We start from the raw sequence: 21,413 nt of genomic DNA, 5'->3' as shown, positions 1-21,413 counted from the left end.
GCAGGAACTCACCGACTACAGCGGCGAGATCATGTGGTCGGCCAAGTACCGCGCCTACGGCAACCTCGCCGCCCTCGACGTGGCCGAAATCGACAACCCCCTGCGCTTCCAGGGCCAGTACTTCGACGCGGAGACAGGCCTACACTACAACCGCCATCGCTACTACAATCCGGGGACTGGACGGTTCCTGACGCCGAACCCGATCAAGCTGGCGGGTGGGTTGAATAACTATCGGTATGTGCATAACCCTACTGGCTGGGTGGATCCACTGGGCCAAAGTGAGTGCCCAGGAGGAAAGAACAATGCTTCTGCGTCATCGCGGCCTGAAGAGAAAGCTAAAGTTAAGGATGGAACTCCACCGCCTCCGGTTGCTGACAAAAAATTCAAGCCAGGAGAAGACGTACGTCATTTTGAAAAGCATGGTGAGGAAATAAAACAAACACTAGGCGAAGACAACTATACACTTGAACAGTATGTAGCTGACGCAAATTCAGTAATTCGCAATGGGACATTTGCTCCCGAGCTAAATGCTTACGTCGCAATTCCAGGAGGAACGGGCAGTGCTAAGGGTCTACTTGTTGGCGTCGATAGAGCCACAGGAGAAATCACCACAATGCACCTCAAATCAATTTCATTTTTTGAAAACAAGGCTCCAAGTTTAGGCTGGAAGGCTCAGCCAAAGTCAGCCAAAACAGATACAACTGGGCCTAACCCACAGGTTGGATGGAAGTCTCCATATGGAAAACAAGCCGAGTGATGAAAATGATAGTTAAAAATATCAAGTGGATATCGGAAAGTGCTGAGGAAGCAGAGGTTGAAATTAGCGATGGAGAGTTCACCTGCGTAGCCTTCTCCCAGCCATGCGATAGAACTATTGGAGAGACAATAGATGAACCCTTGCACGTTTTTTCCATGAGGGATGCGATGATCTGCGAGAACGAACCTACTGTGGGAATTTGGAATATAGAAAACTCCGGACTTTCCAGAAGAGTTGTTGCCAAAGTAACAGACACCACCCAACAACTTATTGCCGTCGGAAAAATCAATCTAGTCATTGAAGATCACCTGCCCGGAGGAATAGAGAAAGATGACTTAATTGAGTTTAATTGTGGACGAATTGATCTCTGGTAGACAACCTCGCTAGGTTTTCCAATGACAGTCTAGACATGCACCAACACTAAAAATACAGCCTCAAGCAATTCTGAAGAATCTCTAGGAACATTTAGAATAAAAGACACTGCTGAGTTCATCAGCAAAATTGAGTCCTTTATGTTGTCATCGCTACTACAATCCGGGGACTGGACGGTTTTTGACGCCGGATCCGATCAAGCGGGCGGGTAAACTGGTGCAACGGTTACAAAGACCGCACTAAAAGAAGGCGACAATTCGCACATTTACTTTATAAAAAAATAACATGAAAACACTCTATGCCTGCGAACCTGGAATTAAGCTTTGGGAGCAGCCCTCAAGCCTTGCAACACCTGTATTTGTAACGTTCTCACTTATTGATTCCTCTATTGCGGAGATTTGGGAGACGTGGCTAAAGTTTTCAACTCCACTAGCTTCCGAATGGCCAACACTAATGAAATGGCGGACTGTAGGCTACTCTATAGCATCAGAGAAAGTTCAAGAACTACGCTTACGCAAAGAGATTGAAAAAACGCTAGAAAAAGCAGATCTTCTGGAAAAGAATGACGCCACCAAAATATACTCATACATTCAACTCAACAAAACGCAGAGCATCAGCTTCAACCCAAACGAACTTACACAGCACCGCAACACCATAATAATCCTTACGAAAGAAAATGTAGATATCCGTTCCACATGGGAAAAACTATGCAAAAATGACAACGGCATCACCTCACAAGGCTTACTGGATTTCCTATTAGAGCAGCATGAAACACTTATAGCTCGCTTCATTGAAAGCGACACTCATTCGGCAGCACAAATTATCACACCATCAACCTACAGCAACAAAATAGACGACACTCTTAACAACCTAAGACTAAAGAAAATTGATTCGATCAGAATCCCCGAGGCAATTCAAAGTCTCTAACGCCTTATACCTTCACGCAAAACAAATCTAAGGCAAACCATGAACAGCAAAGCGTATGAAGAATACAACTATTGGCTTGGGCCAAACGAAGACAGCAACTGGAATGAGTATATTACAGAGCAGGTAGCTAAAGGCGTACTGGAAAAATTCAGTACTGACGATTGGAAACAACTAAATGATTCGATTCTCTCAAAAGAAGAATATTGGCAGGAAAGAAGTGCTGCTGCACTTGGGGAGCAGCGTTCGACTTATGCAATTGAAATCTTAAAGAGACTTTTAGACTCTTCATTCATCGAAGTATCAATAGCTGCAGCATCAGAACTGGATTGGGCCGACACTCAAATCGAGAGCAAATACCTTGAAAGAATACAAGAAATTATTAATACACTAACCCGTGAAGACCTCGAATCCTATCCAGAGCTTGAGAGCCTGCTAGAAAAAGCACAGCACTCAAAGCTTTAAACCACAGCCTCAAAAAACATTAGATCAATTTATCCTCATAAAAACTTTGAGAGGAGCCAGCCCTGACTTGAAGTCTATTGAACTTTTATTTTCTCCCACAATCACTGAAGAAAACCGAATTCAACGATAGCTCCAGCGAACCGGTGACCGAGTACCAGCGCGCCGCCGGAGGCAGCCTAGTCAACGTCGGCGACGACCACTGGCTCCTCGCCTATGAATACGACCTGCAGGATCGCCTGATTGCCGCACGCCAGGGTGGGCGAACCCTACGCAACGAATACGACAGCATCGGCAAGCTCAGCTACATCGACCTCAACGGCTCGCGCCTCAACAGTCACCAGTACAGCGCCGATAATGTGGTCGGCCAGGTACCGCGCCTACGGCAACCTCGCCGCCCTCGACGTGGCCGAAATCGACAACCCGCTGTGCTTCCAGCGCAATACTTCGACTCAGAAACGCGCCTACACTACGACCGCCATCGCTACTACAATCCGGGGACTGGACGGTTCCTGACGCCGGATCCGATTAAGCTGGCGGGAAGCTACTACATTATTGACGGACATCATCGAGCGGCAGCAGCAAGGCGAACGCATACGCCCGTTAGCATTAGACTGATCACCGATTTGAAAGAATACGGCAACAAAAACTACGCAGCGATGGACGACATATTAGAATCAGCCAGAAATGTTGGAAATAATAGATTAGAGCGACCAAGAAGATGACAGACAAAGACTTCAGCTCATTAATTGCTAGCTTTCTAGAAAGCGTAGAGTCTTCCCTAAAACTCCTTGAAGATAAATTTGGCTCACGCGAGCTTCAAAAACTATGTCGACAAAATAAAATAGCTCAACGAGGAGAGATCACCGACACAATCAGCTACCAGCTACATGGAAATGGATGCATGGTAGAACATCCAGACTACTGTATCGATTTTGACTTCGCCCCAGATGAAAGAACCGATGGTTTTGACGCATGGCGTCTATATAATTACGCATGCGAATTCCCGGAGAAATACGCCTCCTATACAAACCTCAGAACAATCGAAACCATACTGAAAGAATACGAAGAACAAAAAATAATTCAAAAAATCGAAAACTCAACTTCAAACCTATACTTTTTACAATCAAACAACGCCGTTACAACCACAACACCCACGTCAACCTGATCCGCGAACGCCGCGGTGCCGGCCAGAAATTCGTCACCGTGCATCGCTACGATGCTCTAATGAAGCAAGGATAAGCCCCCCCTGGACTGCCCGCCCACGCAAGATACGATAGAAATCAAAGCCCTATCGTCAAAGTAGAGCAGCCTGTTGCAGGTCGAGTTACAAGTCAAATAGAAGAGATGCTCAAAACATTAACAGCGTAGAAATAAAACTCGAAAAATTTGACACGAATCGACCGCTCACCGCATTCCTCATCAATTAATGTTAACCACCTCAAAAACAACCATGCTTAAAGTTCCGTTTACAGACCTACCCTACAAACCAACTGTTGACTCTTTGTTAGCAGGACTCGACACAGAGTACAAAGATGACAGCTTCAAATCAAAACTATTAAAACTCAACCCAAACAACAGAGCCGACAGAGAAACCATTATCAAGAACTACATAATAAAAGACCAGGAACACCTATCATACAAACATAAATACCTATTGATAAAAGAGCTAGAAAAAGCCATAACTGACAAATACTATGATTTTTCAACATCCTTTGAGTATGATTACGAAACTGACGAATCTTCAGCATCTCCATGGCCCGCAGACGAGATCGACACTCCACGTGGTTTTTTTGAGGATATTTACCAAGTCGCTAAGAAAACCTGGGAAGCAGATCTTTCAAAGGCTGAATCTGAAGACCCTACAACGTGGTAATTCCACAACTAAAAAACCACCCATATCACAAACTCGAGCCACAAACAAAACAGCTAAAGAACATCTTACACACTTAAACATATTAATCTTGCAGCTCCTCTCCTCAACAAACAGGGCTATGACGACCGTGAAACTAACCGACTGGTAGCCAACTGCGCTACCGCTATGACACTCGCTTCTGCAGTTCACCGCCTACGAATACGACCTCAACGGCCAACTTCTGAAGAAAGCAACCATTAGGTATTTTGAGTAACCTGAAATGTGGACATCATCAATATCAAACAAAAGAATGTGGACTTCTACCTTTGGAGAAGACTACTCACCTGCCAGCATGCATATTTCGTATGCAATGCTAGACGGAAACTCCATATGCTTAAAACTGCACAACAAAATAGAACCAATTTCCGCACCAAAGAAATGGCTAGAAAAATATAACGAATACGAATTCAACCTATACATAGTCAGCATAGAAGACTTTAAGGTAGAAAATTTCAACTTCAGCGGCCCCACTACCTTAACAATTACACAAACCGATTCAAGCTACAAGGTCAAACTCGAGTTTGCAAACTCATGCATAGCCGTGTGTAACGCAGAAAACATTACCATAGCAAATATCAAGGCATACCATAACGACGGCGCGATATAATTTAAAGCTCAAGCCAATGACAGACAGATAAGCCATAGCAAATAAATTCTCTTTCAGGACAGACTTAACTAAAATGAAAACCTATGGACTTGACAAAATAGAGAAGCTCGGTGGAACAATCACCTTTGATGACATATCGAAACTCAACAAAACCATTGACATATCACTCATGATCGATGATTTAAAAGAGAACCTATTTCAAGCATCCTTCCCACTCGGCATGACAATTGATATCGGATGGTATCCCGAGTTCAGTGAGTACGGATCGTTCAGAATCACCCTCATTGAAAACTCTAACTGGGAGATACCTATCTACAGCAAGAGAGCAAAAAACTGGGAAGAGCTTGATAAAGCCATTATTGCAGCACTAGAAAAAATCAAGTGAAAAGGACTTCAAATGAAAAAAATCAATCGCATTGAAGCCATTGAAAAAATCACATCAGACGAAATAACACGACTAACCAACGAGGATCGCGAGTCGTATATTTTAGATTGGTGGGGCATAGATGAGAGCAACGAACACTTCAACAGCCTACCCCAAAAGCTAAAGCAGTTAATCATAGACAATGATGACCACCCAAGGGACATAGAGAATAGCTTATATGACCATCTAATCCTCATAGCTCAAAAATCCAGATATAGGGGCACCACCAATGAATACCTCTCAAAAATATTAAATGATATAAAAATTGAGAACTACACTGTTCATGGAGAAACTGAGCAACTGGAAGCCTGCCCTTGCTGTGGGTTTCGCACACTTTCCTCAATTGCAGAGTATGAGATTTGCGCTTTGTGTAACTGGGAAGACAGCGGAGTAACCGATCCGAACACCTACAGCCCCCAACCACATGACTCTCCAAGAAGCAAGAGATGCATTCAGGAGTAAACTCAATACACTCCCGCTAAACAAGTGGATAAAATCTGACCCTTGCCAGACCAGCATCAAGTGTAGTTAACCTGTGCGCTGTATGAATATAAATCAGTGGAGCCTGCTGAGTAGTGGTAACTGTATATAAACGACTATTCCCAGAACCATCAGGTATTCATCATCCACTCTTTCGCCGCAGAGGGCTGGAGACTTCATAGTGTTTAGAAAAACCTTGATGATTGGCTTAAGTATGCTATGGATACACATACCACCTAAAATTCAGAAGAGCAAAACAACTAACCTTTCAGATCCCCTCTGTAAATTTTGCTGGTACAGTATCAACAATGCACCGCCGCTACTACAATGCGGAAAGCTAATACCTAACTACTCACCCCAACTAAAATGCCCAGAATAGCAAAATGAATGAATTTTCCGCCATCGATGGCACGATAAAGAAAATAACAAGTACACCGAGGAAGATTTCCGTTGAGTTTCTTGATTGGAAAGAGCAGCTTTGGATGCTCACTTTTGAGAATGTGGTTAGTTTTCTGAGTTCTAGCGCAGAAGGAGCAGAAATCTCCGAAATAACAATAAACACCTTAGAAACCCTTAAAACAACCACAACAAACGAACCCACGATTAATTTACAAACATACACATTTCTTTGTGCATGGCACCAAATTCCAGCACTCACAGTAATTGCGAGTGGTTTCCACCAAACAAAAATCACACCTGACAGAGACACGCCTTCCAACGCACCTATACTAAGGCAATGAAATTAACGACATGCAAATTATTTTCTTCTGAAAAACCAGTTTATCGAAGTATCAATAGCTGACATTTCCGAACTGGGCTGGAGCGAAGAAAAATTGAAAAAACGACACGCCAGAACAATACAAAAACCATAGATTCCCTGACGGACGACACGAAATGAAGACCCTATCAGTACCACTTTCCATAGAAGCAATGCACCGACTCGATCTTGATGAGTGTTTGCCCGGAGACCTCGAAGAACTCCTCATCTCTGACGAAACACTTTACGAACTTTTTCGATCCGGAGTGTTTGACACAATAAACATCACCCTTGAAAAATCCATTGACGATTATGAAGACGAGTGCATTTCAGGACAGCGCGACCTTATGACCACCTTGCAAATACTGGATAGCGTTTCCCAAAACACAGAATCCGAAGCCATAGAAAAATTAAAGAAACTTACAGCGCTAGCAATAGAAATGGATACCGGCATATTTTTCCACTTCTGAAACTCATGTCGCCAGGTCACTCAAACACCTCCCCCTCCACCAAATACTTCACCACCACCCGATTCCGATAAAGCCGCTCCCTCTCCACCAACGCCCCCACCTGCCCCTTCTCCCGCACCTCCCGCCAGATCTCGTTCTCACGAAACACCCGCCCCCCCTCACGCACAAACCGATGCCCACGCTCAAACACGTGATACCGGAACGCCCGTTCCCGGTCGCACAGCAACTCCCCTTCCAATTGCTGTTCCCCCACGTTCAGCTTCAGCTGAAAGTGCCGGTCCGTGGGGTTGTGCAGCACCAGGTCGATGTAGTTGTAGAAGATGGCGGCGCCGGAGCCGAAGGGCAGGATGCGGCCGTCGTCCGGGAAGGGGTCGAAGCTGTGGTTGGCGCGTTCGGTGACCACCAGGGGGGAATGGATGGCCATCCAGTGGATCAGGTTGCTGAGTTGGCAGATGCCGCCGCCGACGCCTTGGCGGGCTTCGCCGAAGGACAGTTCCATGCCTTCGACGTAGCCGCGCCGGCGGGTCGGGCGGCCGACCAGGCGGCAGAAGGAGAAGTGTTCGCCGGGGGCGATGACGATGCCGTCGATGGACGCGACCGCCAATCTCAGATTGATGACTTTATTGTGCTGCAGGACTAGATCCGAGTCGCCGAGTTTGCGGATCAGTTTCGAGGTGTGCTTGAGGTGGCGAAACGGCAGGCGATCAGCGGTGCGCCGCTGCGCGTAGCTGCGGCTGGAGCAGTGCCAGGCGATGTGGCGGAACAGACGTTTTTGCCACACCCGCAGCCAGTAGAGGACGGGGTGGTAGAGGGACAGTGGTTTCATCCGTGACGCAACGGCATGGGCCGTTTTCTTCCTTGAGCTGAAATGGGGCGGCGCATCTTAACGCACCGCCCTGCCCGGCCGCCAAACGCCGTAACATCTGCGGCGCCCGCCGGCGTCGCAAAATTAAGTTTGAACTAAGGTTGCCCCGCTACCTTGCGCTCCAGAAGGCGGCGCCCATGAACGAATCGGCCGTCGCCCACCCTGCCATTGCCTTTCAAATGGGTCGTCATGATGAGCGCGTTGGATTTGCCCGCCGGACAGCATTCGGATTTCAGCCTTGTACTGGTGAACTACAAGACCCCGGACATCACCCGGATGTGCCTGGAGCTTCTGCGCCAGCACGTCGTTGAACATCGGATTCCGGTGTGGGTGGTCGATAACGACTCCGCGGACGAAAGCCTCGATTACTTGCGTTCGCTCGACTGGATCAACTTGATCGAACGCCCTGCCGTGCCGTCTGAGCCAGGCCATATCGCCCACGGCAAGGCACTTGATCTCGCCTTGGCGCAAGTGCAGACCGACTATCTGTTCCTGTTGCACACCGACACTTTTGTCTACGACCCCGCCATCTTCCCGTTGATGATGCGCGAGTGCACCAAGTTGCCGGAGATGGCGGCAGTCGGTTGCGTCGAGCAGATCGACCGGGGTGCGCTCAGGGATGCGTGGCGTTTATCGTCGCGTTACTTAAAGCATTACTTACGCCGGGCCAAACAACGCATCGGTTTGCCTTCCAGAGAACCCAAGCCCTACCGGGAAACGCACTTGAAGAGTTTCTGCACCTTGTGGAATGCGCGTTTGATCAAAGCCAACGCACTGCACTTCTCAATGGATGACCGGGTGCCTGGATATACCCTGCAAGACCGCATGGTCGGTTTGGGATACGGGGTGAAGTTTCTGTCGCCGCGCACGGTCTTCCGCTATCTGGATCATATCCAGGCCGGCACGGTGGCGGCTTCGGGCCGTTACGGCAACGGCCACCGGCGCACCAGGATGTATCACAGCGCGCTGAGTCGGTTTGAGTTGCGACAAGGCTTGGGGACAGCCAAAAGTTGAGGCCAATAAAAAGGGCGACTGTTCAGTCGCCCTTTTTTGTATACAAAATCCTGACGGTCAATGCCGGTCGAGGTGTTCGCCCAGTGTAATGGCCTGGCAATCCTTGCACCGGTAAAGAGCCCTGACACTGGGCGAACGGGAAGGATTTTAATGGAATTTGGCGGATATGTCGTGCTGATTGAACATGAATTTTATGTACGAAAAAGTTAACGGAGTTAAATCGTCGATATTTACCGGAAAACTTGCCTAACTCACCGGTTGGAACATTTTCATATGACTGTTCTCATACCATTACTTGTACAAGAACAGTCATCTTGTAGAGTCAATACTCAACTTTCATGTTCGGTGGTCACTTTTAATACATCGGTGTAAGTGACCACGACGCTTTGCCCGACTTTGAGGTTTTTAAGTTTGGCCCGGATCTCAGGCTTTTCGACACTGAGGGTTTTCGACTGGCCGGACGGGTTTTCCAGGGTGACCTGATTTTTCGCCAAATCAATTTTGGTGATTTTCAGTTCCACCTGCACCTGCCGGAACGCCTCGCCGCCGGGGTTGGGGGTGCCCGGGGCGTTGCGCAGTTCGCCGGTGCGCTCGGTGGCGCCAGGCAGACCTTTATCCACATCGGTGTCCAGATAAGCGGCGACGGAATGGGTGACTTCGAGGTTCACCTGATCGCCGACCTTGAGGTTGCCAAGGTTTTTCGCGTTGTCGCTGAGCTGGATGTGGACCTCGCGGCCTTCGGCGCCTTCCAGGACCACCTGATGCTTGGCCGCATCGACCGCCAGCACTTTGGTGGTGACCTGATCGGCCTCGACCGTAGCGGACAGCGGGATATCGGCGGCGTGCGCCGTCAGGCCGGCGGTGGACAGGACGGCAGCGAGGGCCATGGCTTGGGTGAGTGCGTGGAGCTTCATAGGCGGTACGTTCCCTGTGATGGATGGCAGCGCCCGGCGTCGGGCGTGGGGTTGAGCATAGACGCTGTCCCTGCCGACGCCATCGCCGGCAGGCTGGCTCCCACAGGTTCCGGGGCGCTCGCCTGTGTGATGTTTTCCCCTGCGCAGCCTCAATACCCGGTCATTTCAAGGTAACCCTGCCCGCCGTGGCTGCCGCTCAGGCGCACCGGGCCTTCCCAGTACGGGATGCGCAGGTTCATCCAGGCGTTGGGGTTGAGGGCGTCGAGGGTGAGGTCGAAGCGCTTGTCGGGTATGGCCACCGTCCAACGCACCGGCATCGCCCGGCCGGCGACCTTCGCCGTGTCTTTGGGGGTCAGGACGATCTGCGCGGCGGACAGCGTCTGCGGCTGGCCGTCGGCGCCGATCCACGTTCCGGTGAGGTACGGCGCGCCGTCCTTCTGGCGCATGCGGTACAGCATCACCTGCTCGCCGCTGTCCAGGTGCAGGGAGAACCAGTCCCAGCCGGTCTGGTCGGCGGTCAGGGGCTGGCTGCTCCATTCGCGGTCGAGCCAGGCCGGGCCGCTGACGGTGTAGCGCTGGCCGTCGATCTGCAGCGTGCCTTCGGCCCGGAAGAACGGCTGGCTGTAGTAGTACGACGCCTGGCCTTGCTCAGACTTGCGGCTATAACCGTGATCGCCCTGCAACACCAACGGACGATCCGTGGTGAGGTGCAACCGGTAGCTGAAGGATTGGTCCTGGGCGCTGAGCTGCAGGTCGTTCAACGCCTCCCCCGCTTGCTCGGCGAAACGCCACTCGTCGATCCACGCTTCGAACGGCGCCAGGCGCACCCCGGCCTGCCCGGTGCCGCCGCGGGCGTAGCGCTCGGCGGCATGGTGGACGTTGGCGGACGTCACCGCCGCATGGCCGAGCCAGATGGTCTGGTTGGCCCAACCCGGCTGCGGCGCAGCGGCGTTCAGGGCGCTGCGGAACAAGGTCCATTGCACGCCGAATTCGTTGCCCTGGCCGTCCTTGAGGTTGGCGGTGACGTACCACCATTCGATGCGAAACCCTTCGTGGGGGCCATGATCCACCGGGAAGCTGAACACTCGCCCCGGCACCACCGGCGTGAACCCCTGCGCCTGGTTGCCAAGGCCAGCGAAGCCCTTTTGCTCCGGCGCGGGCTCGCCGCAGCCGGCGAGCAGCGACACCACGAACAGCAGAACCGCCACCTCAATCCTCATGGGCAAAGGTCCTCAGCAGGTCCGCCGGTTGCGTGCGGTACAACGCGTACAACGGCCACGCCGATGCCAAGAGCGTCGCCAGTAGCGCCAGCCCCGTCAGTTGCAGCAACTGCAGCGGAAACACCCGCAGCGGCAGGCGCCAGCCGAACGCCTGCACGTTGATCACCGCGTCCAGGCACCACGCCAGCCCGATGCCCAGCGGCAACGCCACCAGCAGCGTCAACACCGCCAGCAGCCAGGTCTGGCCGAGGTTGAGCAGCATCAGCCCGCGCCGCGTCACGCCCAGCGCCCACAGCGGTGCGAGCTGGCCGAGGCGGCTCTGGCTCTGGGTCAGCAGGCTGATGAACAGCGCCACCCCGGCCACCGCCAGCGTCAAGCTGTTGAGCGCCGCCGTCGCGGCGAAGGTGCGCTCAAAGACCTGCACCGACCAACCTTTCAGCCGCGCCTGATCGACGATGCGGGAATCGTCGAGCCGGAACCGCGCCTGCAAGGCGTCGAGCAACGCCGGAATCTTCGCCGGATCGATCCGCAGGTTGAAGCGGTTCGGCGTCAGTTGCGGCCAGTTGCGCAGCAAGTGAGCGCTGTTGACCAGCACATGGCCCTTGGGGTTGCCGTAGTCGGCATAGATGCCCACCACCCTCGGCGACCACGGCCCGCCCGACGTCGGGATCGTCAGGCGATCCCCCGGGCGCACCTTGAGGCGGCGGGCCAGCTGCTCGCTGAGCATCACCGCGTCGTCCGCCGCCAGCGATGCCCAGGGATCGTCGCCCCTGGCCTCCAGCAACGGCCAATGCTGGCGGTAGTGCGGATGGTCGATCACGCCGAACACCTCCGTCGGCCAGCCTTGCAGCGTCACCGCCACCTGCCAGTTGGGCAGCACTGCCGTCACCTCCGCTCGCTGGCGCAGCCAACTGTAGAGCTCCCGGGACTGGGCCGGATTGGTCGGGCTCAAGTACAGCTCGGCTGTCAGGCGCTGTTCGAGCCAGTCGTTGAACGTTTGGCGGAACCCGGCGGTCATGCTGCCGGCGCCGATGTTCGCGGCCATGGCCAACAGCAAGGCCATCAGGGCCAGGCTCAGCGCCGGCAACTGCTGCCGGCAATCGGCGACGAACCATTGGCCCAGCACCGAACGGCTGCGCGCGGACAAACCGTTGAGCAGCGCACTGAGCAACACCGGCAGCGCCAACGCGGCGCCGAGCAGCAGACCGGCCAACACCACGAAGCCGCTGGCCAGGCTGTCGCCCCACAGCAATGCGCCGAGCGCCACCGCCCCCAGCACGAACGCCACCCGGCCCTGACGCCGCAGCCAGCGCGCATGCTGCTGATGCCAAGCCTGGGGATCGGCCACCGCCAGCAACGGCAGGCGCGCCGCCCGCAGCAGGCTGCTGGCCCCGGCCAACAGCGCGCCAAGCAGGCTCAGGCCGATCCCGCTGAACCACCACCAGGGGCTCAGCCGCAACTGTCCGGCCACTTCCGCCCCGTACAATCCGCGCAGGCTGGCCGCCACATCCGGCAGCAGCACACTCGCCAGCCAATAGCCGCTGACCACGCCCAACACCCCGCCCGCCAGCGCCAACGCGCCCAGTTCGATGACCAGGCCGGCGATCAGCAGCCGCGCGCTGACCCCGCAGGCTCGCAGGGTGCGCAGCAGCCCACGGCGCTGCTCCAACGCCAGGCCGATGGCGGCATGCACGATGAACAGGCCGACGACGAACGACAGGAACCCCAACGCGTCGAGGTTCAGGTGAAAGCTGTCGGTGAGCCGCGCCAGGTTGTTTTCTTCGCCGCTGCCCTTGAGCTGCAGCAGCCCCTTGAAGCCGGCCGGCAGATCGCCCTGGAAACCGGCGGGCAACCACAGGCGCGTCAGTTGCTCGGGCTGGTCGAGGACGGTTTGCGCGACGCCGATGTCCACCAGCAGCACGCCGGGGGCCATGTCCGCTTGGACTTGCAGCGGCGGCAAGGCCCGACCGTTCTCGGCCTGGGGCGTGTCGCCTTCTTGCAGGTTCAGCGCGTGCAGGGTTTCAGGCGCGATCCAGGTGCTTCCCGGCGGGCTGAAGAATTCGACGATGCGCTCGATCGGCATCGCCTGCCCCGCCACGGCGCTGTCCGCCGGCAACGACACCGGCTCGATGCCCATCAGTTGCAGGCGCTGGCTGTCGTGGCCCTTGAGGGTCAGACGGCCCTGCAGCACCGGCGACACCGGCCAGCCCTGGCGGCGCAGGTCGACGAACCATTGCTGCGGGAACGGCGCGCCGTTCGGCGAGGCAAGGCTGGCCTGGGGTTCGCCGCCGATCAGTCGGCTGGCGCGGGCGTAGCTGTCGCGGGCTTGGCTGTTGAGCGCTTCGACGCCGGTCAGCAGCCCGGTGGCCAGCCACAGGCCGGTCAACACACTGAAGAACTGCACCGGGTGGCGCCGCCAATGGCTGAGCAGCGCGGCCAGCGTGTACCGCAGCACCGTCACGTCAAGCGACCGTTGGACAGCACCGCCCGTTCGGCCAGCCGGGCCGCCACGCGTGAGCTGTGGGTGACCATCAGCAAGGTGGTGGGGGTGTCGTCGAGCAGTTCCAGCAGCAGGCGCAGCACCTCGTCGCTGGTGGTTTCGTCGAGGCTGCCGGTGGGCTCGTCGGCCAGCAGCAGGGTCGGCTGCGCCGCCAGCGCCCGGCCCAACGCCACCCGCTGCTGTTGGCCGCCGGACAGTTGCTCCGGATAGCGCAGGAGCAGCCCGCCCAGGCCCAGGCGCTGCACCAGGTGGTTCTGCCAGCGCGGATCATGCCGCCCGGCCAGCCGCGCCTGGAACGCCAGGTTGTCTTCGATCCGCAGGCTGCCGATCAGGTTGTACTGCTGAAACACCAGGCCGATTTCCGTGCGCCGCCAGCGGGCCAGCTGTGCCTCGTTCATCTCGTCGAGCCGGTGGCCGCCGCTGCGGATGCGGCCGCGATCGACCTTGTCGAGCCCGGCGATCAGGTGCAGCAACGTGCTTTTGCCGCTGCCGGACTCGCCCATCAGCGCCAGGCTGGTGCCGGGCCTGAGCGACAGGTCGACGCCTTGCAGCACGGGCAACAGGCCCTGGGGCGTGGGATAACTTTTGAAGACGTCTTGAACTTCGAGCATGCCGGCATCCGGGCGATCCGTGTGGGGCAAGGATAGCGGATCTGCATCCGGCGGCGACCGGGCCGGCCTCATCGCCAGCAGGCTGGCTCCCACAAGGGTTGCGGTTGCCCACCGCTTTTGTGAGCGTCACTGAATCCTGTGGGAGCCAGCCTGCTGGCGATAGGGCCGACACAGCCCCAAAGGCCCTACTGCCCCGCCGCCACGCTGGTGCCCGCCTCCCCCGGCGTCACGATGCTGCCCAGATCGATGTGCTTCCACTCGGGCTTGGCCCCCAGCCGCGCGTTGAAGCGGTAATTGAAGGTGAAGTCATCCGCTGTCGGCACGCTCAGCGGCTTGCCGTAAACCGCTTCGATGCCCGCCAGGTCGTAGCCCATCAACTGCAGCAGCGTCGGGAAAATGTTGTAGTGGCTGGAACGGTCCTTGTTCGCCGCCAGTTGGGCCGGCCAGTCCAGGGTCTGCAGGCGCTCGCCCTGGATCACCACCAGCGGCACCAACCCTTCTTCCTCCGCCGGGTCGCCGCCGCAATGGGTGTTGAGGCCGGGGTTGCCGCGCTCGTGCAGGTCCTGGCCGTGGTCGGAGGTGTAGATCAGCACCGCGTTGTTCAGGTCGGCCTGGGCGAACACCCGCGAAAAGAACTCGCCGACATTCCACAGCACGGTGTTCTTGTAGGCGTTGCGGTACAGCGCCCAGTCGTCCGGCTGGCCGTTGAAGCCGTCGCGTTTGCCGGTGTCGGCGATGTCGGTGAACTGGCCCCGCGGCAACGCCGGACGGTAGGCCATGAACGCATCGGGGTATTTGTCGTGCACTGGGAAGTGCGCGCCGACCTTGTTGATCACCACCAATTGCGGCGTGCCGTCGTTGAGCAGTTCGACCAGTTTGGCGGCCGCCGCCATGTCGCGGTCGCGCACGCTGGTCTGGTCGAACTGGACGAATTCGTCGATGTCCTTTTTCTCGGCGCCGTCCATCAGGTTCTGCAGGTTGCCGCCGGTGCGCTGGGCGTCGATGTACACCGTGCGCAACCCCGCGCCTTTGGCGTACTGCCAGATCGACGGCAGGGTGCTGTTGATCCGCCGGTAGTCGGCGCGGGTGCCGCCGTAGCGCAGGGTGACGTTGGTGTCGGCGCTGCAGTTGGCGATGGACGCGGCGTAGCCGTAGTTGAAGACCGCGACGCCGGGATGCGCCTCCTTGAGGTTGCTGTGCACGCCGAACGGCGCGTTGATGTCCAGGTAGTTGCCGGAAATGCTCTCGTCGATGATCAGCACGATGTCGTGGCCGACCGCCGCCCCATTGCGCGCCAAAGACACCGGCTCCCGCGGCCCGACCGTGTTGTGCAGCGCCTCGTAGGCGAACAGGTTGAGGTAGGCCAACGGCGTGTACATCACCGGCAGCCCCCGGGCGCCCTCCCCGGCACGCACGAACAGCACGGCGCTGAGCAGCATCACCCCGCACAGCGGCGCCGCCACCCGCAACGCATTCGGCAGCGGGAACGGACGCCGTGGCTTGAGGCCGATGCCGAGCAACAGCGGCACGCCGTTCAGCAGGCCGTGCACGATCGCATCCCGGTACTGGTACGCCGCTTCCTGGATGAAGCCGCCGGAGTACACCAGCGACACGAAACCGCTGTAGGTCAGGTAGTCGGCGGTCACCCGCATGTACACATCGAAGAACACCGCCGAGATGAACATCGCCAATGCGAACAAATGGCGAATGAAAGACTGACGTATATAGGCCGTAAGTAGTAATGCGAAAGTAAGCGCCAAAAACATAACGCCAAAAAGAACTACCGCAAAACCGACCCCGATAGCATTTAACCGATCCAGGTAATAATCGGAATAAAGCAGCAGATAGATAATTAAAAGCAGTTCTTTCAAATATCTGAACATGGCATTTCCGGGGGATATCGGCGGGCACCGGTCAATAGTTTGTCGGTCAATTTCTGACACTAGCAGCAGGCCATCAAAGCGCAAGAAGTGCCGGACTTTTGCTCAAAGCGTCAAAAAAACATTGACTCAAAACTGACACACCCAAGTCGTTACAGGCCTTGAATTTTGTGGCCTACGACCGTTTATCGTTTTCTTTGAAATGTGAAAAACATGTCAAGGACGGGACAAACCCAGATACAGCAAGTACTTGATGGCCTTTAGCCCCCAAAACTGGGGGTGTTATACACGTGCAACATGTCATTTTGCTGACATGCTTTTCCAACGCTGCGCTATACCCCTTTTGACAGTTCCAATTCGATCTTCCCCAGCGTCTTGCGAGGCACGCCAATATGGACGTGAGCGTATTCGGTACGGGCTATGTCGGCCTGATTCAAGCAGCGGCATTGGCCGATGTCGGACATCGAGTTTTGTGCATCGATATTGACCCGAACAAAATTAAACAACTTCAACAGGCGGTGCCGCCCATCAGCGAACCGGGCCTGTCGGCGACCCTGGAAGAGAACATCAAGGGCGGTCGCCTGTTGTTCAGCACCCAGGCCAGCGATGCGGTGGAACATGCCGAACTGATCTTCATCGCCGTCGGCACCCCGGCCGACGAAGACGGCTCCGCCGACCTCAGCCATGTGCTCAATGTGGCACGGCAGATCGCCGGTGTGATGGAGGCCGACCGCACGCTGATCATCAAGTCCACGGTGCCGGTCGGCACGGCGGATCAGGTGGCGGCCACCGCCGCCGAAGAGCTGCAGCGGCGCGGCAAGGGCAGCCTCAAGGTGCGGATGGTGTCCAACCCCGAGTTCCTCAAGGAAGGCAGCGCCCTGGCCGACTGCATGCGCCCGGACCGGATCATCATCGGCACCCGCGACGCCCAGGCCCGCGAGCAGATGAGCGAGCTGTACGCACCGTTCTGCCGCAACCACGAAAAACTGATGTTCATGGACAACCGCAGCGCCGAGCTGACCAAGTACGCGGCCAACGCGATGCTCGCCACCCGCATCAGCTTCATGAACGAACTCGCCAACCTCACCGAACGGCTGGGCGCCGACATCGAAGCGGTGCGCAAGGGCATCGGCTCCGACCCGCGCATCGGCTACCACTTCATCTACCCCGGCTGCGGCTTCGGCGGCTCGTGCTTTCCCAAGGACCTGCGCGCCCTGCTGCACACCGCCGAGCACAACGGCATGCCGCTCAAACTGCTGCGCAGCGTCACCGACGTCAACGACCGCCAGCGGCACATCCTGTTCAGCAAGCTCAAGGCGCAGTTCCCCGAAGGCCTGGCCGGCAAGTCCGTCGCCATCTGGGGCCTGGCGTTCAAGCCCAACACCGACGACATGCGCGAAGCGCCCAGCCGCTACCTGATGGAAGCGCTGTGGGCCGAAGGCGCCAGCGTGCAGGCCTACGATCCGGAAGCCATGGCCGAGTGCCGGCGCCTTTACGGCTTCCGCGACGACCTGCACCTGTGCGCCACCCGCGACGACACCCTGGAAGACGCCGATGCCCTGGTGATCTGCACCGAGTGGAAAAACTTCCGCGTGGTGGACTTCGACCTGCTGGCCGAGAAGCTGAGGGCGAAAGTCATCGTCGACGGCCGCAACCTCTACAACCCCGAACACGTGGCGGCGGCCGGCCTGCACTACAGCGGCATCGGCCTGCGCCACATCGCCCCCGAAGGCTTGCAGCCATGAAGGTCCTGGTCACCGGCGCGGCCGGTTTCATCGGTGCCCACTGCGTGCTGCGGCTGATCCGCGACGGGCACGACGTGCTCGGCCTGGACAACTTCAACGGCTACTACGACCCGCAGCTCAAGCACGACCGCGTGCGCTGGGTGCGCCACGAGGCCGGGAATTTTCCCCTGGTGACGACTGACCTGGCCGACGCTCCGGCCATCGAAGCGCTGTTCGCCCGCGAACGGCCGCAGGTGGTGGTGCACCTCGCTGCGCAGGCCGGGGTGCGCTACTCGCTGGAGAACCCGCGGGCGTACCTGGACAGCAACCTGGAAGGTTTCCTGAACATTCTGGAAAGCTGCCGGCGCCACCCGGTCGAGCACCTGATCTACGCCTCCTCCAGCTCGGTGTACGGCGCCAACCAGCACACGCCCTACTCGGTGCAGGACGGCGTCAACCACCCGCTGTCGCTGTACGCCGCCACCAAGAAGGCCAACGAACTGATGGCCCACAGCTACAGCCACCTGTTCGGCATCGCCTGCACCGGTCTGCGCTTTTTCACCGTTTACGGTCCCTGGGGCCGGCCGGACATGTCGCCGATCCAGTTCGCCCGGGCGATCAGCGAAGGGCTGCCGCTGAAGCTGTTCAACTACGGCCGGCACCAGCGCGACTTCACCTACATCGACGACATCGTCGAGAGCATCGCCCGCCTGATCGACCGCGCGCCCCACGCCAACGGCGCCTGGGACCGCGAGCAACCCGACCCCGCCAGCAGCATGGCGCCCTGGCGCCTGTTCAACATCGGCGGCCAGCACCCGGTGGAGCTCAAGACCTACCTGGCGCTGCTGGAGAAGCATCTCGGCCAGAAGGCCGTGGTCGAGCTCTTGCCCCTGCAACCGGGCGACGTGCTCAACACCTGCGCCGAGGCCAGCGACCTGGCCCGGGCCACCGGGTTCCAGCCCCGGATAGAGCTGGATGAGGGACTGGGGCGCTTCATCGCCTGGTTCCGCGAGTACTACCCCACAGCCTATCGCCCACGCGCCGCGCGCGGCTGATCATCCGCGGAGGAATCCATGACTGGACATGAGAAAGGTGTGCCGATCCAACAGCTCTACCGCGACAAGCGCATGGATCCGGAACAGCGAATGCGCCTGGACAGCGCGATCCACCGCCAGGGGCGCGGCTGGGTCACCGGCCGCGAGGGCGGACGGCCCTGGACGCTGTCGCGCACCAACCGCGTGGTCGCCTGCCTCGGCGCCCTGGTCATCCTGCTGCTGATTTCCCCGCTGCTGCTGGGCCTGGCCCTGACCATCAAACTCACCAGCCCAGGGCCTGTGATGTTCGTCCAGAAGCGCACCGGCTACCGCGGCCGCAAGTTCGGCATGTACAAGTTCCGCACCATGGTGGCCAACGCCGAAGAGCTCAAGGAGTCGCTGCGCCACCTGAACAAGCACGGCGCCGACGCCATCGACTTCAAGATCGACAAGGATCCGCGCATCACCGGCATCGGCGGCTTCCTGCGCCGCAGCAGCCTCGACGAGCTGCCCAACCTGTTCAATGTGGTGACCGGCGACATGCGCCTGGTCGGCCCCCGTCCGACCTCCTTCAACGCCTACCGCTACAAGGACAGCCACCTGGCGCGCCTGAGCATCTACCCCGGCATGACCGGCCTGTGGCAGATCTCCGGGCGCAGCGACGTCGACTTCGACCAACGTGTGGAGATGGATCTGAGCTACATCGCCGAGCAGAGCCTTTTGCTTGACCTGAAGATCCTGGTGAAAACCCCCTTCAAAGTATTCAGCGGCCACGGAGCAAGCTAATGGACGGTTCAACCAACAAAAGCCTGAGCATTGCCAGCCCCAGCGAGTCGAACCTGACCTCGACCGTGCTGGACCTGGATCTGCGGATCCTGTTCCTGACCGCCGCCAACCCCGGTGCGGGCACCACCACCAGCGCCCTGGCGCTGGCCAGCCAACTGGCGCAGATGAGCAGCGGCCTGGTGCTGCTGGTGGACGCCAGCCAGTCGGCGACCAATCTCACCCAGCAACTGAACCTGGGCAAGGAGCGCGGCCTGCGCGAACTGCTGTTCAACGAAGAGAACCCGCCGCTGCTGCAGGACTGCGTGGTGCAGGTGTCGAGCCTGCCGTTCCACGTCCTGCCCAACGGCCGGCCGATCCGCACCATGGAGCGCCTGACCCCCGAGCGCCTCGGCCCGCTGCTCGATCAGTTGGGCAGCCAGTACCGCTTCGTGGTGATCGACGGCGACGCGGTGTACTCGGCCGCCGACACCCTGGTGCTGGGCACCCAGGCCGACGGCGTGGTGTTTGTGGTGCGGGCCGAAGACACCCGCTGGGAAGTGGCCCAGGCCGCCGTGCAGCGGCTGACCCAGGCCGGGGCGAAAGTGGTCGGCAGCGTGTTCAACCGCCGCAAGTACTACATGCCCAAATGGCTGTACAAAAACCTGTGAGCCACTGCGAGGGATGACGCCATGAACGCAAAAATGCTTGTGCTGCTGTTGCTCCCGCTCGCCGGCTGCTCCAGCACCTCCGACACCCTGACCATGCCGGTGAACATCCTCACCGCGCCGCCGGCCAACGCCCAGGCCACCGACATGCCCAAGGTCGAGCAGACCCTGCGCCCGCAAGATGTGCTGGACGTGATCTTCCACATCAGCACCAGCGGCTCGGACGCCTACCGCATCCAGTCCGGTGACCAGATCGGCCTGAACTTCACCGCCGCCAGCCAGCTCAACGGCAACCAACTGGTGCTGCCCGACGGCACCATCGAACTGCCGGGCGCCAACACCCAGGTGAAAATCGCCGGCCTGACCAGCGACGAGGCCCGCCAGGAAATCCAGCGCGCCTACAACCGCAAGGCGCTGTTCCAGCCCAACCGCAACCAGTTGACGGTGCAGGTCATCAGCCCGCTGACCAACGAGCAGAACCTCAAGAGCGCCCTCAACCACCCGGCCACCGGCATGAGCCGCGAGATCACCGTGGGCACCGACGGCTACGCCAGCTTCCCGGAGATCGGCGCCGTGCCGCTGCAAGGCATGACCGTCAACCAACTGGAGACCTTCCTCAACCAGAAGTACGCGCAACTGCCGGGCCGGATGACCGTGGACGTGCTGCTCAAGTCCACCGCCGGCAACGAGATCTACGTGCTGGGCGAAGTCGGCCAGCCGGGTTCCTACCCGATCCGCCGGCCGGTCTCGGTGCTTGAGGCCCTGACCCTGGCCCGCGGCACCAACGTCAAGGCGCGCCTGGACTCGGTGATGATCATGCGCCGCAACGGCAACCAGGTGCAGGCCGTGCGCTACGACGTCGAGAAGGCGCTGGCCGGCGACGCGTCGCAGATCGCCTACCTGCAGCCCGACGACATGCTCTACGTGCCCAAGACCAAACTGGCCAGCGCCGGCGAACTCGCCCGGCAACTGGCCGACGTGGTGCTGTTCCAGGGCGTGGGGTTCAGCTTCGGCTACCGCGTCGACAACAAAAACAGCAACAACTGACCCTCG

Annotated in this window: 23 protein-coding genes and 2 pseudogenes; 19 read left to right on the top strand and 6 right to left on the bottom strand. The window is 57.6% G+C overall.

Translation table 11 applies throughout. The features are described 5' to 3' along the window. The 13 genes and pseudogenes from CAG33_RS28870 to CAG33_RS26805 all read left to right on the top strand — a co-directional run. Positions 1-757: RHS repeat-associated core domain-containing protein (locus tag CAG33_RS28870; RefSeq protein WP_256576759.1), on the top strand; the 757-nt coding region annotated here is incomplete at its 5' end. Further along, complete coding sequence (locus CAG33_RS28415; protein ID WP_139833052.1) at positions 757-1,131, top strand: hypothetical protein; 375 nt, start codon at positions 757-759, stop codon at positions 1,129-1,131. The genes CAG33_RS28870 and CAG33_RS28415, both read left to right, overlap by 1 nt. Positions 1,132-1,276: 145 nt before the next feature. Next, a pseudogene (locus CAG33_RS29190) lies at positions 1,277-1,345 on the top strand (RHS repeat-associated core domain-containing protein); the annotation flags it as partial. Positions 1,346-1,414: 69 nt separating this feature from the next. Beyond that, positions 1,415-2,056, top strand: a complete 642-nt coding sequence (locus CAG33_RS28405) for a hypothetical protein (protein ID WP_139833051.1) — start codon at positions 1,415-1,417, stop codon at positions 2,054-2,056. A 39-nt stretch (positions 2,057-2,095) separates the two neighbouring features. Continuing rightward, the gene (locus tag CAG33_RS26835; RefSeq protein ID WP_085641177.1) at positions 2,096-2,518 is read left to right on the top strand and encodes a hypothetical protein; all 423 of its coding nucleotides are present in this window, start codon (positions 2,096-2,098) and stop codon (positions 2,516-2,518) included. A gap of 351 nt (positions 2,519-2,869) precedes the next feature. Beyond that, positions 2,870-3,057, top strand: a pseudogene (locus CAG33_RS29185) (RHS repeat-associated core domain-containing protein); the annotation flags it as partial. A gap of 179 nt (positions 3,058-3,236) precedes the next feature. Beyond that, entirely contained in the window at positions 3,237-3,683 is a 447-nt protein-coding gene (locus tag CAG33_RS26825) for a hypothetical protein (protein WP_085641175.1), read from the top strand. A gap of 285 nt (positions 3,684-3,968) precedes the next feature. Continuing rightward, entirely contained in the window at positions 3,969-4,391 is a 423-nt protein-coding gene (locus tag CAG33_RS28400) for a hypothetical protein (protein ID WP_139833050.1), read from the top strand. 259 nt (positions 4,392-4,650) lie between these two features. After that, positions 4,651-5,037 (top strand): Imm50 family immunity protein, encoded by a 387-nt coding sequence (locus CAG33_RS29180; RefSeq protein ID WP_085641173.1) that lies wholly within the window; start codon positions 4,651-4,653, stop codon positions 5,035-5,037. A gap of 73 nt (positions 5,038-5,110) precedes the next feature. Further along, positions 5,111-5,422, top strand: coding sequence for a hypothetical protein (locus tag CAG33_RS26815; RefSeq protein WP_085641171.1), 312 nt, complete (start codon positions 5,111-5,113; stop codon positions 5,420-5,422). A gap of 12 nt (positions 5,423-5,434) precedes the next feature. Beyond that, complete coding sequence (locus CAG33_RS26810) at positions 5,435-5,923, top strand: CPCC family cysteine-rich protein (RefSeq protein WP_085641169.1); 489 nt, start codon at positions 5,435-5,437, stop codon at positions 5,921-5,923. 401 nt (positions 5,924-6,324) lie between these two features. Continuing rightward, on the top strand, positions 6,325-6,681 hold the full coding sequence (locus CAG33_RS28395; RefSeq protein ID WP_139833049.1) for a hypothetical protein: 357 nt from the start codon (positions 6,325-6,327) through the stop codon (positions 6,679-6,681). 154 nt (positions 6,682-6,835) lie between these two features. Beyond that, positions 6,836-7,168: a hypothetical protein gene (locus CAG33_RS26805; RefSeq protein ID WP_139833048.1), complete on the top strand. Its 333-nt coding sequence runs from the start codon at positions 6,836-6,838 to the stop codon at positions 7,166-7,168. Between the two features lie 16 nt (positions 7,169-7,184). Here CAG33_RS26805 and CAG33_RS26800 read toward each other — a convergent pair whose 3' ends face one another. Further along, the gene (locus CAG33_RS26800; RefSeq protein WP_085641165.1) at positions 7,185-7,994 is read right to left on the bottom strand and encodes a VanW family protein; all 810 of its coding nucleotides are present in this window, start codon (positions 7,992-7,994) and stop codon (positions 7,185-7,187) included. Positions 7,995-8,225: 231 nt separating this feature from the next. Between CAG33_RS26800 and CAG33_RS26795 the strand changes: the two genes are divergently transcribed. Then, entirely contained in the window at positions 8,226-9,047 is an 822-nt protein-coding gene (locus tag CAG33_RS26795; protein ID WP_085641179.1) for a glycosyltransferase, read from the top strand. 329 nt (positions 9,048-9,376) lie between these two features. Here the strand turns inward: CAG33_RS26795 and CAG33_RS26790 are convergent, their stop codons facing one another. From CAG33_RS26790 to CAG33_RS26770, 5 genes are all read right to left on the bottom strand, one after another. Continuing rightward, entirely contained in the window at positions 9,377-9,961 is a 585-nt protein-coding gene (locus CAG33_RS26790; RefSeq protein ID WP_085641163.1) for a hypothetical protein, read from the bottom strand. Between the two features lie 149 nt (positions 9,962-10,110). Beyond that, positions 10,111-11,181, bottom strand: coding sequence for a lipocalin-like domain-containing protein (locus tag CAG33_RS26785; RefSeq protein WP_085641161.1), 1,071 nt, complete (start codon positions 11,179-11,181; stop codon positions 10,111-10,113). After that, positions 11,171-13,642, bottom strand: coding sequence for an FtsX-like permease family protein (locus CAG33_RS26780; protein WP_085641159.1), 2,472 nt, complete (start codon positions 13,640-13,642; stop codon positions 11,171-11,173). Before CAG33_RS26780 ends, CAG33_RS26785 begins: the two co-directional genes overlap by 11 nt. Beyond that, positions 13,639-14,292, bottom strand: coding sequence for an ABC transporter ATP-binding protein (locus CAG33_RS26775; protein ID WP_085641157.1), 654 nt, complete (start codon positions 14,290-14,292; stop codon positions 13,639-13,641). Before CAG33_RS26775 ends, CAG33_RS26780 begins: the two co-directional genes overlap by 4 nt. Positions 14,293-14,477: 185 nt before the next feature. After that, positions 14,478-16,175 (bottom strand): sulfatase-like hydrolase/transferase, encoded by a 1,698-nt coding sequence (locus CAG33_RS26770; protein ID WP_085641155.1) that lies wholly within the window; start codon positions 16,173-16,175, stop codon positions 14,478-14,480. Between the two features lie 389 nt (positions 16,176-16,564). Between CAG33_RS26770 and CAG33_RS26765 the strand changes: the two genes are divergently transcribed. From CAG33_RS26765 to CAG33_RS26745, 5 genes are read left to right on the top strand one after another with little or no spacing between them, the layout of a single operon-like run. After that, positions 16,565-17,917 carry a UDP-glucose/GDP-mannose dehydrogenase family protein gene (locus tag CAG33_RS26765; protein WP_085586751.1) on the top strand — a complete coding sequence of 451 codons (1,353 nt, stop codon included), beginning with the start codon at positions 16,565-16,567 and terminating at the stop codon, positions 17,915-17,917. Then, positions 17,914-18,951, top strand: a complete 1,038-nt coding sequence (locus tag CAG33_RS26760; RefSeq protein WP_085641153.1) for an NAD-dependent epimerase — start codon at positions 17,914-17,916, stop codon at positions 18,949-18,951. Before CAG33_RS26765 ends, CAG33_RS26760 begins: the two co-directional genes overlap by 4 nt. An 18-nt stretch (positions 18,952-18,969) precedes the next feature. Further along, a complete protein-coding gene (locus CAG33_RS26755; protein ID WP_085586749.1) occupies positions 18,970-19,716 on the top strand; it encodes a sugar transferase in 747 nt (248 codons plus the stop codon). Beyond that, complete coding sequence (locus CAG33_RS26750) at positions 19,716-20,363, top strand: CpsD/CapB family tyrosine-protein kinase (RefSeq protein ID WP_085586748.1); 648 nt, start codon at positions 19,716-19,718, stop codon at positions 20,361-20,363. The genes CAG33_RS26755 and CAG33_RS26750 overlap by 1 nt, the downstream gene beginning before the upstream one ends. Positions 20,364-20,384: 21 nt before the next feature. Further along, entirely contained in the window at positions 20,385-21,407 is a 1,023-nt protein-coding gene (locus CAG33_RS26745; protein WP_085586747.1) for a polysaccharide biosynthesis/export family protein, read from the top strand. Positions 21,408-21,413 lie beyond the last annotated feature (6 nt).

The sequence above is a fragment of the Pseudomonas sp. B3(2017) genome (assembly GCF_002113595.1).
In the GTDB taxonomy this organism is placed as follows: domain Bacteria; phylum Pseudomonadota; class Gammaproteobacteria; order Pseudomonadales; family Pseudomonadaceae; genus Aquipseudomonas; species Aquipseudomonas ekonensis.
Note: the sequence above shows the minus strand (reverse complement) of the source record. Positions and strands in the feature narration are given on the sequence as shown.